Annotated in this window: 15 protein-coding genes; 9 read left to right on the plus strand and 6 right to left on the minus strand. The window is 61.9% G+C overall.

Features of this window, described 5'->3' with window-relative positions; all coding sequences use genetic code 11:
- The first annotated feature begins 54 nt into the window (after positions 1-54).
- The 3 genes from dnaK to ACE4RL_RS02380 all read left to right on the plus strand — a co-directional run bounded on the left by dnaK (position 55) and on the right by ACE4RL_RS02380 (position 4,403).
- Positions 55-1,971, plus strand: coding sequence for a molecular chaperone DnaK (gene dnaK / locus ACE4RL_RS02370; protein ID WP_375598934.1), 1,917 nt, complete (start codon positions 55-57; stop codon positions 1,969-1,971).
- Between the two features lie 323 nt (positions 1,972-2,294).
- Positions 2,295-3,434, plus strand: coding sequence for a molecular chaperone DnaJ (dnaJ, locus tag ACE4RL_RS02375; RefSeq protein ID WP_375598935.1), 1,140 nt, complete (start codon positions 2,295-2,297; stop codon positions 3,432-3,434).
- 114 nt (positions 3,435-3,548) lie between these two features.
- Entirely contained in the window at positions 3,549-4,403 is an 855-nt protein-coding gene (locus ACE4RL_RS02380) for a glycosyltransferase family 8 protein (protein ID WP_375598936.1), read from the plus strand.
- Here ACE4RL_RS02380 and ACE4RL_RS02385 read toward each other — a convergent pair.
- Positions 4,400-4,609 carry a hypothetical protein gene (locus tag ACE4RL_RS02385; RefSeq protein ID WP_375598937.1) on the minus strand — a complete coding sequence of 70 codons (210 nt, stop codon included), beginning with the start codon at positions 4,607-4,609 and terminating at the stop codon, positions 4,400-4,402. The genes ACE4RL_RS02380 and ACE4RL_RS02385 overlap by 4 nt on opposite strands.
- Positions 4,610-4,678: 69 nt before the next feature.
- The gene (locus tag ACE4RL_RS02390) at positions 4,679-5,086 is read right to left on the minus strand and encodes a VOC family protein (protein ID WP_375598938.1); all 408 of its coding nucleotides are present in this window, start codon (positions 5,084-5,086) and stop codon (positions 4,679-4,681) included.
- Positions 5,087-5,202: 116 nt separating this feature from the next.
- Between ACE4RL_RS02390 and ACE4RL_RS02395 the strand changes: the two genes are divergently transcribed.
- Both ACE4RL_RS02395 and ACE4RL_RS02400 read left to right on the plus strand, forming a co-directional pair.
- Positions 5,203-5,748: an NADPH-dependent FMN reductase gene (locus ACE4RL_RS02395; protein ID WP_375598939.1), complete on the plus strand. Its 546-nt coding sequence runs from the start codon at positions 5,203-5,205 to the stop codon at positions 5,746-5,748.
- Between the two features lie 2 nt (positions 5,749-5,750).
- Complete coding sequence (locus tag ACE4RL_RS02400) at positions 5,751-6,356, plus strand: histidine phosphatase family protein (protein ID WP_375598940.1); 606 nt, start codon at positions 5,751-5,753, stop codon at positions 6,354-6,356.
- 6 nt (positions 6,357-6,362) lie between these two features.
- On the opposite strand, the gene ACE4RL_RS02405 is transcribed toward ACE4RL_RS02400, so the two are convergent.
- On the minus strand, positions 6,363-6,800 hold the full coding sequence (locus tag ACE4RL_RS02405) for a MarR family transcriptional regulator (RefSeq protein ID WP_375598941.1): 438 nt from the start codon (positions 6,798-6,800) through the stop codon (positions 6,363-6,365).
- A 154-nt stretch (positions 6,801-6,954) separates the two neighbouring features.
- Here ACE4RL_RS02405 and pyrF point away from each other — a divergent pair, with 154 nt between their 5' ends.
- Positions 6,955-7,656: an orotidine-5'-phosphate decarboxylase gene (gene pyrF, locus ACE4RL_RS02410; RefSeq protein ID WP_375598942.1), complete on the plus strand. Its 702-nt coding sequence runs from the start codon at positions 6,955-6,957 to the stop codon at positions 7,654-7,656.
- Positions 7,657-7,764: 108 nt separating this feature from the next.
- Here the strand turns inward: pyrF and ACE4RL_RS02415 are convergent, their stop codons facing one another.
- The gene (locus tag ACE4RL_RS02415; RefSeq protein ID WP_375598943.1) at positions 7,765-8,769 is read right to left on the minus strand and encodes an adenosine kinase; all 1,005 of its coding nucleotides are present in this window, start codon (positions 8,767-8,769) and stop codon (positions 7,765-7,767) included.
- Positions 8,770-8,886: 117 nt separating this feature from the next.
- A complete protein-coding gene (locus ACE4RL_RS02420) occupies positions 8,887-9,447 on the minus strand; it encodes a TetR/AcrR family transcriptional regulator (protein ID WP_375598944.1) in 561 nt (186 codons plus the stop codon).
- On the opposite strand from ACE4RL_RS02420, the gene ACE4RL_RS02425 reads away from it, so the two are divergent.
- Complete coding sequence (locus tag ACE4RL_RS02425) at positions 9,446-9,952, plus strand: DUF2214 family protein (RefSeq protein WP_375598945.1); 507 nt, start codon at positions 9,446-9,448, stop codon at positions 9,950-9,952. The two genes, ACE4RL_RS02420 and ACE4RL_RS02425, sit on opposite strands and share 2 nt — an antisense overlap.
- Before the next feature lie 13 nt (positions 9,953-9,965).
- Here ACE4RL_RS02425 and nth read toward each other — a convergent pair whose 3' ends face one another.
- Positions 9,966-10,640 carry an endonuclease III gene (gene nth / locus ACE4RL_RS02430; protein ID WP_375598946.1) on the minus strand — a complete coding sequence of 225 codons (675 nt, stop codon included), beginning with the start codon at positions 10,638-10,640 and terminating at the stop codon, positions 9,966-9,968.
- Between the two features lie 45 nt (positions 10,641-10,685).
- Here nth and ACE4RL_RS02435 point away from each other — a divergent pair, with 45 nt between their 5' ends.
- Positions 10,686-11,168: a DUF2244 domain-containing protein gene (locus ACE4RL_RS02435; RefSeq protein ID WP_375598947.1), complete on the plus strand. Its 483-nt coding sequence runs from the start codon at positions 10,686-10,688 to the stop codon at positions 11,166-11,168.
- Between the two features lie 76 nt (positions 11,169-11,244).
- A complete protein-coding gene (locus tag ACE4RL_RS02440; RefSeq protein ID WP_375598948.1) occupies positions 11,245-12,114 on the plus strand; it encodes a methylated-DNA--[protein]-cysteine S-methyltransferase in 870 nt (289 codons plus the stop codon).
- Positions 12,115-12,265 lie beyond the last annotated feature (151 nt).

Genomic DNA, 12,265 nt, shown 5'->3' on the forward strand with positions numbered 1-12,265 from the left:
CTGCTTTCGTTGAGAGGGCTTTAATGGCGGGTTCGCTGAGAAAGAGGCAGAGTAATGGCTAAAGTCATCGGTATCGACCTGGGCACTACCAATAGCTGCGTTGCCGTTATGGACGGCACCAATCCCAAGGTTATTGAAAACGCGGAAGGCGCGCGGACGACCCCGTCCATGGTGGCCTTCTCCAAGGATGGCGAACGACTGGTGGGCCAGCCGGCCAAGCGCCAGGCCGTGACCAATCCGGAAAACACCCTTTTTGCGGTCAAGCGCCTGATCGGGCGCCGCTATGAAGACAAGACCGTCGAGAAGGACAAGGGCCTGGTGCCTTACAAGATCGTCAAGGCCGACAATGGCGACGCCTGGGTGGAAGCCTCGGGCGACAAGTACTCGCCAAGCCAGATTTCGGCCATGGTGCTGCAGAAGATGAAGGAAACCGCCGAGAGCTATCTCGGTGAGACCGTCACCCAGGCCGTGATCACCGTTCCCGCCTACTTCAACGACAGCCAGCGCCAGGCCACCAAGGACGCAGGCAAGATCGCCGGCCTTGAAGTGCTGCGCATCATCAACGAGCCGACGGCTGCTGCGCTGGCCTATGGTCTGGACAAGAAGAACTCGGGCACCATCGCGGTCTATGACCTTGGCGGCGGTACCTTCGACGTTTCGATCCTCGAGATCGGCGATGGCGTCTTTGAAGTGAAATCCACCAATGGCGACACGTTCCTGGGTGGTGAAGACTTCGACATGCGTCTGGTCGACTACCTGGCCGACGAGTTCAAGAAGGAGCAGGGCATCGACCTGCGCTCGGACAAGCTCGCGCTGCAGCGCCTCAAGGAAGCTGCCGAAAAGGCCAAGATCGAGCTGTCGAGCTCGACCCAGACCGAAATCAACCTGCCCTTCATCACCGCCGACGCTTCCGGCCCCAAGCACCTGACGCTCAAGCTGTCGCGCTCCAAGCTCGAATCACTGGTGGAAGACCTGATTACCCGCACCATCGAGCCCTGCAAGCAGGCGATGAAGGATGCCGGTGTCTCGGCTAGCCAGATCGACGAGGTCGTGCTGGTGGGCGGCATGAGCCGCATGCCAAAGGTGCAGGAAGCGGTCAAGCAGCTGTTCGGCAAGGAGCCGCACAAGGGTGTGAACCCGGACGAAGTGGTGGCGCTGGGTGCTGCCATCCAGGGCGGCGTGCTGCAGGGCGACGTCAAGGACGTGCTGCTGCTCGACGTGACCCCGCTCTCGCTGGGCATTGAAACCCTGGGCGGCGTCTTTACCCGCCTGATCGATCGCAACACCACCATCCCGACCAAGAAGAGCCAGACCTTCTCGACCGCCGAAGACAATCAGAATGCGGTGACTATCCGCGTCTTCCAGGGCGAGCGTGAAATGGCCGCGGACAACAAGCTGCTGGGTAATTTCGACCTGGCCGGCATTCCGCCTGCTCCCCGTGGCGTGCCGCAGATCGAGGTGACGTTCGACATCGACGCCAATGGCATTGTCAATGTCTCGGCCAAGGACAAGGGCACCGGCAAGGAGCAGCAGATCCGCATCCAGGCTTCGGGCGGTCTTTCGGACGCCGACATCGAGCAGATGGTCAAGGACGCCGAGGCCAATGCCGAGGCGGACAAGAAGAAGCGCGAAGCCGTTGAGGCGCGCAACCAGGGTGAATCCCTGGTGCATTCGACCGAAAAGTCGCTGGCCGATTATGGCGACAAGGTCTCGGCCGAGGACAAGGCTGCCATCGAAACCGCTATTGCCGACCTCAAGGCCGTGCTGGATGGCGACGACGCCGAAGCCATCAAGGAAAAGACCGCAACCCTGGCGGAAGCCTCGATGAAGCTGGGCGAGGCCATGTACAAGGCCAGCCAGGCCGAAGCCGAAGCCAAGGCCAATGGCAGCGATGATGATGGCGACGATGACGTGGTCGACGCCGACTTCGAAGAGGTCAAGGACGGCGACGACGACAAGAAGTCGGCTTAAGTCTAGTTGGACTGAATAGCGAAGGCCCCGGTGGAGACGCCGGGGCTTTCTTGTTTTGGCGTGATGGGTTCATGCCAGCGGCCCTGCCATTCGAGCATAGCTCTTATGGCCTTCTCGCCTAAATCTGGTCCACCGGACCAAATTTGTCTTTCAGAAGCAGCCCGAAGTTTCACGTGAATCCAGTGCGGTTGATCCATTCCGCTCCCCTTGCTAAGAGGCGCACGCCTGCCCATATGCGGGTCTGAGCGCCGGCCTTGCCGGCCTTTCTTGATTTCAATCCAGCGCGACGACCAGACCGGCGCGACCGACAAAGAGAGTTCAACTTGGCCAAACGCGATTTCTACGAGGTGCTTGGCTGCCAGAAGGGCGCTGATGACGGCGCTCTCAAGAGCGCCTATCGCAAGCTCGCGATGCAATTTCACCCCGACCGCAATCCGGGCAATTCTGACGCCGAGCACAAGTTCAAGGAAATCAACGAGGCCTACGACACCCTCAAGGACCCGCAGAAGCGTGCGGCCTATGACCGGTTCGGACATGCCGCCTTTGAAAATGGTGGTGGAGCGCGGGGAGGCCCGGGCTTCGGGCCGGAATTCGCTTCTTCCATGTCCGACATCTTCGAAGACATCTTCGGAGACTTCATGGGTGCCGGCGGCGGCCGGCGTGGTGGTGGCGGCGCCGCTCGCATACGCGGCTCGGATCTGCGCTACAATCTGGAAATCACCCTGGAAGAGAGCTTTGACGGGCGCACGGTGGAAATCGACGTGCCGACCCTGGCCACTTGCGAAACCTGTGACGGGGCCGGCGCCAAGCCGGGCACCGGCACTCATACCTGCCGGCAGTGCAATGGCCATGGCAAGGTGCGCGCCGCCCAGGGCTTCTTCACTATCGAGCGCACCTGCCCGGTCTGCCAGGGCCGCGGCCAGATGATGGACCAACCCTGCACCGATTGCGGTGGGCAGGGCCGGCGCCAGCAGAATCGCAAGCTCAGTGTCGACGTGCCCCAGGGCATCGAGGACGGCACCCGCATTCGCCTCGCCAATGAAGGGGAAGCCGGGCTGCGCGGAGGTCCACCGGGCGATCTCTATATTTTCGTCTCGATCAAACCGCACCAATTATTCCAGCGCGACGGCGCCGATCTTTATGCCCGCGTGCCCATTTCGATGACCACGGCCGCCTTGGGTGGTGAGTTCGAGGTCCCCACGCTGGACAATGCCCGCGCCAAGGTGAAGGTGTCCGCCGGTACCCAGCCGGGCCAGCGCGTCCGTTTGAAGGGCAAGGGCATGCCGGTCCTGCGTTCAAAGGATGTCGGCGACCTCTATGTGCAGCTAGACATCGAGACGCCGCAGAATCTCAGCCGCAAGCAGCGCGAACTGCTCGAAGAGTTTGCTCGGCTCGAAACTGGCGAAACCAGCCCGACATCGGACGGCTTCTTCGACAAACTCAAGAAAATGTTTGAGGCTTGAGCCGGAATAGAAATCGCTCCAGTGGAGCGATTTCCCGGCTCAAGGCCATGAGAGCTGTGCTCGAATGGCACGAAATCGTCGCGCGCATCCGTCACAGGTCTGGGGGACCAAGCCGTGCATGATATTGTCCTGACCTTTGACGACAATTTCTGGGGCCCGGCCTATGCGACCATGCGCTCGCTCTGCCTGACCAGCACCGATGCCACAGCGTTGCGGTTCCACGTCTTTCACACCGGGCTCAAGCCGGACAATCTGGCGATCATCCAATCCATCGCCGATGACTATGGTGCCGTCCTGCACCTGACCGATCTTCAAGAGAGTGACATGCTGGGCGCGCGCATCGCCGCCTTCCCGCGCATTCGTATGAAGCGGCTCAATCCGATCGTTTATGTGCGCCTGTTCCTGAGTGAATTGCTGCCGGCCGGGACGAAACGGGCGCTCTATATCGACGCTGACACCTTTGTGCGCAATCCGATCGAAAAGCTGTTCGCCATCGATATGCAGGGCAAGGTAATTGCCGCCGTGCTGCAGCCCGATCGAATGCACTGCATTGCCGGGCGCGACCTTTCGGCCCGGTCGAGCTTTTCCATGGCCGAACCCTATTACAATGCCGGGGTGATGCTGATCGATCTCGAGCGCTATGCAGCAGTCGACTTCATCGCCGGCCTCAAGGGGCTTCCGGCAGCCGAACTTGAGCAGTTCTACTACGATCAGGACATTCTCAATTACGTGCTGCGGGGCCAGTTTCTCGAGCTCGATCCGCGCTGGAACATGCAGAATCCCGAGCCGGCGCATGAAGTGTTCGACCCGCACATCCTGCATTATTCATCCGACAGCCGCCCCTGGTGGCCCTGGGCGCGCGTGGCCTTCAAGCAGACCTATCGGCACCTGATGACCAACGCGCATTATTACCGCTACCAGCGCGAGCAATATTGGCGGCTGCTCCGGCGGCTGTTGCGGCTGGGTTAGGGCAGGCGACGCTCGGCGGCCTGTAGCTCGCCGACAAGATCGGCAATGGCGGTTTCCGCCGCCGCTTCAATGTCTTCCAATGCGGTGCCATATGGCACTTCGAGGCCCAGCCGCTTTGACGGATCATCGGCCCATGCAAAGGAAACAAAGCTCTTTTTCTGCGCGATGTCGTGGCTGAGATGGGTGATGGTCATCGTCTTGGCCATGGCGATTGTCCTCTTCGACTGGCGGGGCCGGGGCGACCCATCGCGGCCGCACCCGTAGGCTCTGGAGGATTATTCGGACGGGAACTTGGTCATGTCCATCCAGACATATTCCCATATGTGGCCGTCGATATCGGCAATGGCGCGCGAATACATGAAGCCATAGTCGTCGGCCGGGCGCTGTTCACGACCACCGGCCTTGAGCCCGGCCTCGGCAATGGCGTCCACCTCTTCGCGGCTATCGCGCGAGAGGGCATAGAGAGCGCCGATCTGGCTTTTTGCGTCGGGAACGGGCTGCTTGGAAAAGCTCTCGAACTTCTCATGGGTGAGAAGCATCACATAGATGGTGTCGCTGATGACGATGGAGGCTGCCGTTTCATCGGTGAACTGCGGATTGTGCTCAAAACCCAGCGCCTTGTAGTAGGCCATGGCGGCAGCCAGATCGCGCACGGGCACGTTGATGAAGATCGAGGTGGTCATCGGGTTTCTCCCTGGAACATTGTGTCGGACAGACAGGAGCACATGCCCCCGCCAATTCACTTGCACCGACGAACCAGCCGGGTCACTTTCGACACTATCGGAATTTCGGAGGCAATATGAAGACGGCGCTTACCCTGTCCGGGTCCATCCGCAAGGGGTCCTACAACCGCATCCTGCAGCAGCATATGGGCCGCAAGCTCACCGAGGCGGGAGTGGCGGTCACCGAAATCAGCCTCAAAGATTTCGACATGCCGATCTTCAATGAAGATCTTGAACCCGATCACGTGCCCGAAGCTGCGGTGACGCTGGCCGAGATGTGGCGCAGCCACGACATCGTCTTCATCGCCACGCCTGAATATAATGGCGGGGTGCCGCCGCTCCTGGTCAACACCGTGACCTGGCTGTCGCGCCAGAAGCCAAGCGTCTTTCGCCATGCCGTCTTCGGCATAGGCGGTGTTTCTTCAGGAAAGTATGGTACCATATGGTCCTTGAGCCATCTGCGCGACAGCCTCACCAAGGTGGGGACGCTGATCGTGCCGACCCTGCTCGGCATCGGTCCGGCAGAAGCGGCATTCGACGAGAACGGCGATCCGGTGGAACCGGCGATCATCCGCAAGGTTGACCAGATGGTCGCCGAACTGACCCATTTCAGCCGGGGGTAGACTTGCGCGCGCTCTACCTCACCCATCCCCAGGTCCGGATCGATGCCGCGATACCCGTGCCGCTCTGGGGGTTGTCGGATCAGGGGCGGGCGCGCACCGAGGCCTTTGTGACGCGCGGCGTGGTGCCGGACGGCGCGATCATCTTTTCGAGCCGTGAAACCAAGGCGCTGCAAATGGCCGAGCTGATCGCAGCGGCGGCCGGAACCCCGGTGCTGGCCGATCACCATATGGGCGAGAATGACCGCTCCGCCACCGGCTTTCTGCCACCGGCGCTGTTCGAGGAAACGGCAGACCGCTTCTTCGCCTTTCCCCAGCAGAGCATTGAGGGCTGGGAGCGCGCCATCGATGCGCAGGCGCGGATCGTCTCGACCATCCGCACCGCCTGCGCCTCGGTTCCGCCCGACTGCGTGGCAATTTTCTGCGGGCATGGCGCCGTCGGAACCCTGCTCAAGTGCCGCATCGGCAATCGCCGGATTTCGCGGGAGGAGGATCAGGGCCATATCGGCGCGCCCGGCGGTGGCAATGGTTTTGTCTTCGACCTCGCCGCCAAACAGCTGCTGACCGACTGGACACCGATGGAAGACATCACGCCGGACTGGTTTGCGTGATGAACCCTACCGCCCCGTCCAGCCCTCCAGCCCGAACAGCTCCAGCGCATCGTTGAGCGCCGGGGTCAGCCGGTCGAGCCGCTCGTTCTCTCCCACGACATCGCGCAGCCGCATCGGGCCGGCCATCGGCACGGCGGCCACCAGCGCGGCCCCCTCTGCGCTCAAAGATACATTGCGGGCCCGCCGGTCCTCGGGATTGGTGCGCACCTGGCACAGGCCCTTGCGCCGCAGATCGTCAATCGCCTGGCCCAGCGTTGCCGGATGCGCCAGGAGCGCCTTGCGCAAGGCGGCAAGCGGAATATGGGGGCGTTCGGAGACGATATGCAGCACCGCCAATTGCAGCGTGGTGATCTTGTGGTCGCGCTTGAGCGCGGCTTCAAAAGCCTTGAGCGCGCTGTCGAGCCGCATCCAGGCCACCATGGCCGCCAATGCCTGTTGCTGCATGAGAAAATCCGGAAAACATGAGCAGAGAGCAGCCTAATATGATGTCATAGCACTGCGCCGCAAGGTCGTTATGCCAGCATAGTATCGAAGGAAATGCTTGCGCTCGGCGGCGGGCTATGCGAGCGGAGAACAAATCAGCGAAAGGATGGGAATCATGGCTGGCCAGTTGATCGTGGGCCTTGACGTTTGCTCACGCGCAAGCGCCGAAGAGATCGTTTCGCTATTGGGCGACACCGTCGATTTCTACAAGATCGGCTATCAGTGCTTTTATGGCGCCGAGGGCTTCAATCTGGGCAAGGCCCTGCTCGCGGCCGGCAAGAAGGTGTTCTTCGATCTCAAACTGCTCGATATCGACAATACGGTCGAAAAGGGCGTGGCGGCCATTGCCGAGACCGGCGCCACCATGCTGACCGTCCATGCCTATCCCAAAGCCATGCGCGCCGCCCAGAAGGGCGCCGAGGGCTCAGGCCTTTGCGTGTTGGGCGTTACCGTCCTCACTTCGATGGACGATCAGGATGTCAAGGACGCCGGCTATGCCCGCGATGCGGCCGGGCTTGTCGCCCTGCGCGCCCAGCAAGCCCGCGAGGCCGGCATTGGCGGCGTGGTCGCTTCGGCCCATGAGGCCGAAATGGTCCGCACCATTGTGGGGAAGAAAATGGCCATCGTCACCCCCGGCATCCGCCCCGCCGGCGCCGATTTGGGCGATCAGAAACGCGCCATGACCCCAGGCGACGCCCTCAGCGCCGGAGCATCCCACCTCGTCGTCGCCCGCCCGATCATCGCGGCGCCAGACCCGGCGGCCGCGGCAAGGGCGATCCTGGCGGAAATGGACGGGAAACGGGTGAGCGTGGCTTAGGTCAGCTCAAGCGGGAATGACGTCGGCTGCCAATAGGGTTCAAGGCCGAGTTGTTCGACTCGTTGTGCTTCCCACTGATCCAATTGTGCTCGCCCATGTGATCGGTCGTCACCCCGCCAGCCCGTGTCTTTGGCTCAGCTCTTCGAGATCGAGCTGTGGCCTGGCGCCGATATGGGTGATGACTTCGGAGGCGGCCAGGCACCCGGTCTTGAGCGCTGCGTCCATGGTCTGGCCGCGCGCCAGGCCGAGCAGGAAGCCCGAGGCAAACAGATCGCCGGCGCCGGTGGCGTCCACGACCTTGTCGACCGGGAAGGCAGGGACCGAAATCACTTCGCCATTAAGGACGGCCATGGCGCCCTCTGCGCCCATGGTGATGGCGGCGACTTCGGCGTCCTTGGCGATTTCTCGCACCGCTTCGCCCAGATCATCGGTCTGATAGAGCGATTTGATCTCGTTCACATTGGCAAAGACATAGTCGATGGTCTTGGAGCGGATCAGATCGAGGAATTCGGCACGGTAGCGGTCGACGCAGAACGGGTCTGACAGGGTAAAGGCGGCGGCGCGTTCGTTCTTGTGGGCGTAATGGGCGGCCAGCACGAAGGCTTTCTTGGCTTCCACCGGGTCCCACAAGAACCCTTCCATATAGGTAATGGCGGCGCCCCCGATCTCGTCGGGATGGATATCGCGTTCGGTCAGTTCATGGCAGGCGCCGAGATAGGTGTTCATGGTGCGCTCGCCATCTTCCGACACGAAGATCATCGAGCGGGCGGTCAACGCGCCATTTTTGAGGCGCGAGGTGTTGTAGTGCACGCCAATCTCGGTCAGATCGGCTTCGAACACATCGCCCAGCGGATCGTCGGCCACCTTGCCGACAAAGGCCGCGCGGCCACCGAGCGAGGCGACACCGGCGGCGGTGTTGGCGGCCGAGCCGCCCGAGATCTGCTCGCGCCCGAGCGGCATCTTGGCATAGAGGTCTTCGGCCCGATCGGTGTCGATCAGGTGCATGATGCCCTCTTTCATGCCCTCCCGCTCGATGAAGCCGGGTTCCACGGGGGCGATGATATCGACGATCGCATTGCCGATGGTCAGCACGTCGAAGCGGGTCTGGGTCATGTGCGGGTGGTTCCGGCGTTGGATAAAAAGCCGTAGGCCGGTTTAGAGCATGATGGCGCAGGGGGCAATGTTCTTGGCCGCTCCCCAAAGGGGGCCGGCAGAGCAGACGAGTACTTCCTACAGGGACGAAATAATCTCTTCGATCAATGCTTCGGTATCCTCGCCGGCACGAATGGCGATCTGGCTATCGAGCAGCAGCACGGCCAGGCCATGCACCTTGGCCCAGGCGGACAGCGCCTTGACACGTTCAGTGCGCGGATCACCGCCGACCAGATGACGCAGCGTGTCGAAGGCGGCATCGGCCGCCATGCGCAGGCCGGGGCGGCTGTCCTTCTTCAGTTGCGGCGAGAACATAAGCCGGAACAGATTGGCGTTTTGCAACGCGAAAACGACATAAGTCTTGCCCATGGCCGCCATCGGGTCGTCTGGCTGGCTGGCCGCAACCGCCTCCATGCGCGCGGCAAAGCGCTGGAAGCCGGTCACCGCCAGTGCTTCGAGCAGGGCTGCGCGGTTATCGAAGTGCCGATAGGGGGCGGCGGGCGATACCCCGACGGCCCGCGCCAGATCGCGCAGACCCAGGCCGGCTTCGCCCTGCTGTTCGAGGATGACCAGTGCCGCCTCCAGCAGGGCCTGGCGGAGATTGCCGTGGTGATAGGGGCTGTTGGTGGATGTTGACATGGGTCACATTTATGCGTTTCATGTGATCACTGTCAACATGGAAGGCCCGGCCATGGATTCCGACCTCATTCTCGCCTCCGCGCATCACCTGGCGGTCTTTACCCTTGTTGCCATCTTCGCGGCCGAGTTCGCGCTGGTCCGACCCGGTCTCCACGGCGCCCGTCTCAACCAATTGGCGCGTATCGATGCGGCCTATGGCGCGATTGCGGGGATCGTCATTGCCGTCGGCATCCTCCGGGTCATTTTTGGTGCGGTGGGCTACGAGTATTACATCGCCAACCATGCCTTTTGGGGGAAAATGGCCGCCTTCCTTGTCATGGGCCTGCTGACCATCCCACCGACCATCGCATTCCGGCGCTGGGCGAAGGCTGGGGAAAGGGACAACAATTATCAGCCGCCCGCCGGTGAAATCGCCGCAAGCCGCCGCTTCATTCACCTGCAGGCCGGGGTGCTGGTCCTGATCCCGATCTTTGCCGCCGCCATGGCGCGCGGCTATGGAAGCTGAAAGGCAGACCGCGTCAGCGTCGCCCGGGCAACGGCGTCTTGGGCTCGAAACGGCACCATTGAGCAATCGGGCAGCGCCAGCATTCGGGCTTCCGCGCCTTGCAGATATAGCGCCCATGCAGGATCAGCCAGTGATGGGCGTGCAGCATGAAGCGCTCGGGCACTTGCTTGCTCAGCGCCTTTTCCACCTCCAGCGGAGTCTTGCCAGGGGCAAGGCCCGTGCGGTTGCTGACTCGGAACAGATGCGTGTCGACCGCGATCGTGGGCTGCTTGAAGTAAATATTGAGCACCACATTGGCGGTCTTCCGGCCCACGCCCGGCAGCGCCTCCAAAGCCGCGCGATCGGCCGGCACTTCGCCATCATGCTGATCGAGCAGGATTTGCGACAGAGCGAGGACATTTTTGGCCTTGCCGCGATAGAGCCCGATCGTCTTGATCTGCTCGGTGATCTGCTCAAGGCCGAGCGCCACCATCGCGGCCGGGCTGGGGGCCAGTTCGAACAGACGTTTGGTAGCCTTGTTCACCCCCACATCGGTGGCCTGGGCCGAAAGCACCACCGCCACCAGGAGGGTGAAGGCATTGATATAGTTCAGTTCGCCCTTTGGTTCGGGTTCGATTTCGTGAAAGCGGGTAAAGACCGCCTCAGCATCGGTCTTGCTCAGCTTCTTCACTTTTTTGGCAGGTGCCATTCTCTCAGCCCCGATTTTCTGCCAGTATTTCGGTCAAGAGGAGCCATGATGCAAGTCACCACCACCAGCCCGCTCTTTGCCGCTACATTGAGGCCCGACCGGTCTTTGCGCATGGCCGGTGGCTGGCTGGCCCTGATACTGGCTGGCATTGTCGCGACACCATTCCTGATTGCGATGCCAGAATTCCTGGCTCCCGGGCTGACCGCACTGGCCCTGGGGGCGGCTGGGCTGACACTTCTGAGCCTGCGCCAGTCGCGCCAGGCCCGCATCAGCCAGCAGATCACGCTCTGGGCCGATCAGATCGAAATTGTCACGACGCAGCCGGGAGCGGAAAAGACGCTGCAGCGCTTTGACCCCGCCCTGGTGCGGCTTCGGCTGAAACGCGACAGTTTCGAGCGGACCACGGGGATTTTTCTCAAGTCCGGCGATTCCGACATCGCCCTGGGTCCGTTCCTGTCCGCCGCCGACAAGGCCAGCTTTGCCCGCGCCTTCGGCGCCGCCTTGCGCAAAGCGCGGCGGGCCCGTTAGCGGCGGTCAAATCCGGGTCGCTATAGCTTTCGCCGGCGGCTAGGAGGTTCGGGAGATTTCGATTGAAGGCCCGGACATGAACCAGCACCTGACGCTGACGCCGGACAGCGATTACGACACCATCCGCGCCGCCATCCGCTATTTGAGCGAAAATGGGCCCGATCGCACCGACCTTGCTCGCTTCGCCCGCGCGCTGGGCCTAAGCGAACGGCAATTGACGGATCTCTTCCGGCGCTGGTGCGGCCTTTCTCCCAAAAGCTTTGCCCAGGCTGTGGCGCTCGATCATGCCAAGAGCCTACTGCGCGAAAAGGCCAACGTGCTCGACACCACTTATGAGGTCGGTCTGTCCTCGACCTCGCGCCTGCACGACCTGTTCGTGACCTATGAAGCCATGCCCCCAGGTGTGTTCCGCACCGGCGGCGCGGGCATCGACATGGTCTGGGGCGTCGCACCGTCTCCCTTTGGCCTGGCGGTGGTCACGGCCACCGATTATGGCATTTCCGGACTTGGCTTTGCCGATGCCGAAACCAGCATTGATGCCGCCTTTGCTGATCTTGCCAATCGTTGGCCCAATGCCCGCTTCAATCGCAATGATGCACGCATCGCGCCCCTGATGTCTGGCATTTTCCAGCCGACGCGCTGGTCGGCCGAGCATCCGGTGCGCTTGGTGCTGATCGGCACCGATTTTGAGGTGAAGGTCTGGGAAACGCTGCTCCAAATCCCCTGCGGCACAGCCACCACTTATACCGACGTCGCCCGCTCGATCGGCCGTCCCAATGCCTCGCGCGCTGTTGGGGCAGCTGTGGGCAAGAACCCGATCAGCTTCGTCGTGCCCTGCCACCGGGTGGTGGGTAGCTCTGGCGCTCTTACCGGCTATCACTGGGGCGTGCCTCGCAAGCGAGCAATCCTGGGTTGGGAAGCCGGGGTAATTTCCGCGGCGCATTAGCCATTCAAGCATAACTTTCATGGGATGCTTGCCGTATATCTTCCCGCCGGGGAGATTTACCCGGCGGGACGGCTCCAAGTTTCACGTGAATCGAAAAGCTTGGGGAACTTCCGGCAAGGTGAGGCTTTGCTCTCTCGTTCACCGAGCAGGG

Origin of the sequence: Devosia polycyclovorans, from assembly GCF_042181575.1 — a bacterium.
Lineage (GTDB): Bacteria > Pseudomonadota > Alphaproteobacteria > Rhizobiales > Devosiaceae > Devosia > Devosia polycyclovorans.

What these genes read in the sequence shown, in the direction of transcription:
- pyrF (WP_375598942.1), top strand. Translation starts at nt 6,955, where the DNA reads ATGGCTGGCCAGTTGATCGTGGGCCTTGACGTTTGCTCACGCGCAAGC.
- ACE4RL_RS02440 (WP_375598948.1), top strand. Translation starts at nt 11,245, where the DNA reads ATGAACCAGCACCTGACGCTGACGCCGGACAGCGATTACGACACCATC.
- ACE4RL_RS02425 (WP_375598945.1), top strand. Translation starts at nt 9,446, where the DNA reads ATGGGTCACATTTATGCGTTTCATGTGATCACTGTCAACATGGAAGGC.
- ACE4RL_RS02420 (WP_375598944.1), bottom strand. Translation starts at nt 9,447, where the DNA reads ATGTCAACATCCACCAACAGCCCCTATCACCACGGCAATCTCCGCCAG.
- ACE4RL_RS02405 (WP_375598941.1), bottom strand. Translation starts at nt 6,800, where the DNA reads ATGCAGCAACAGGCATTGGCGGCCATGGTGGCCTGGATGCGGCTCGAC.
- dnaK (WP_375598934.1), top strand. Translation starts at nt 55, where the DNA reads ATGGCTAAAGTCATCGGTATCGACCTGGGCACTACCAATAGCTGCGTT.
- ACE4RL_RS02395 (WP_375598939.1), top strand. Translation starts at nt 5,203, where the DNA reads ATGAAGACGGCGCTTACCCTGTCCGGGTCCATCCGCAAGGGGTCCTAC.
- ACE4RL_RS02435 (WP_375598947.1), top strand. Translation starts at nt 10,686, where the DNA reads ATGATGCAAGTCACCACCACCAGCCCGCTCTTTGCCGCTACATTGAGG.
- ACE4RL_RS02385 (WP_375598937.1), bottom strand. Translation starts at nt 4,609, where the DNA reads ATGGCCAAGACGATGACCATCACCCATCTCAGCCACGACATCGCGCAG.
- nth (WP_375598946.1), bottom strand. Translation starts at nt 10,640, where the DNA reads ATGGCACCTGCCAAAAAAGTGAAGAAGCTGAGCAAGACCGATGCTGAG.
- ACE4RL_RS02390 (WP_375598938.1), bottom strand. Translation starts at nt 5,086, where the DNA reads ATGACCACCTCGATCTTCATCAACGTGCCCGTGCGCGATCTGGCTGCC.
- ACE4RL_RS02415 (WP_375598943.1), bottom strand. Translation starts at nt 8,769, where the DNA reads ATGACCCAGACCCGCTTCGACGTGCTGACCATCGGCAATGCGATCGTC.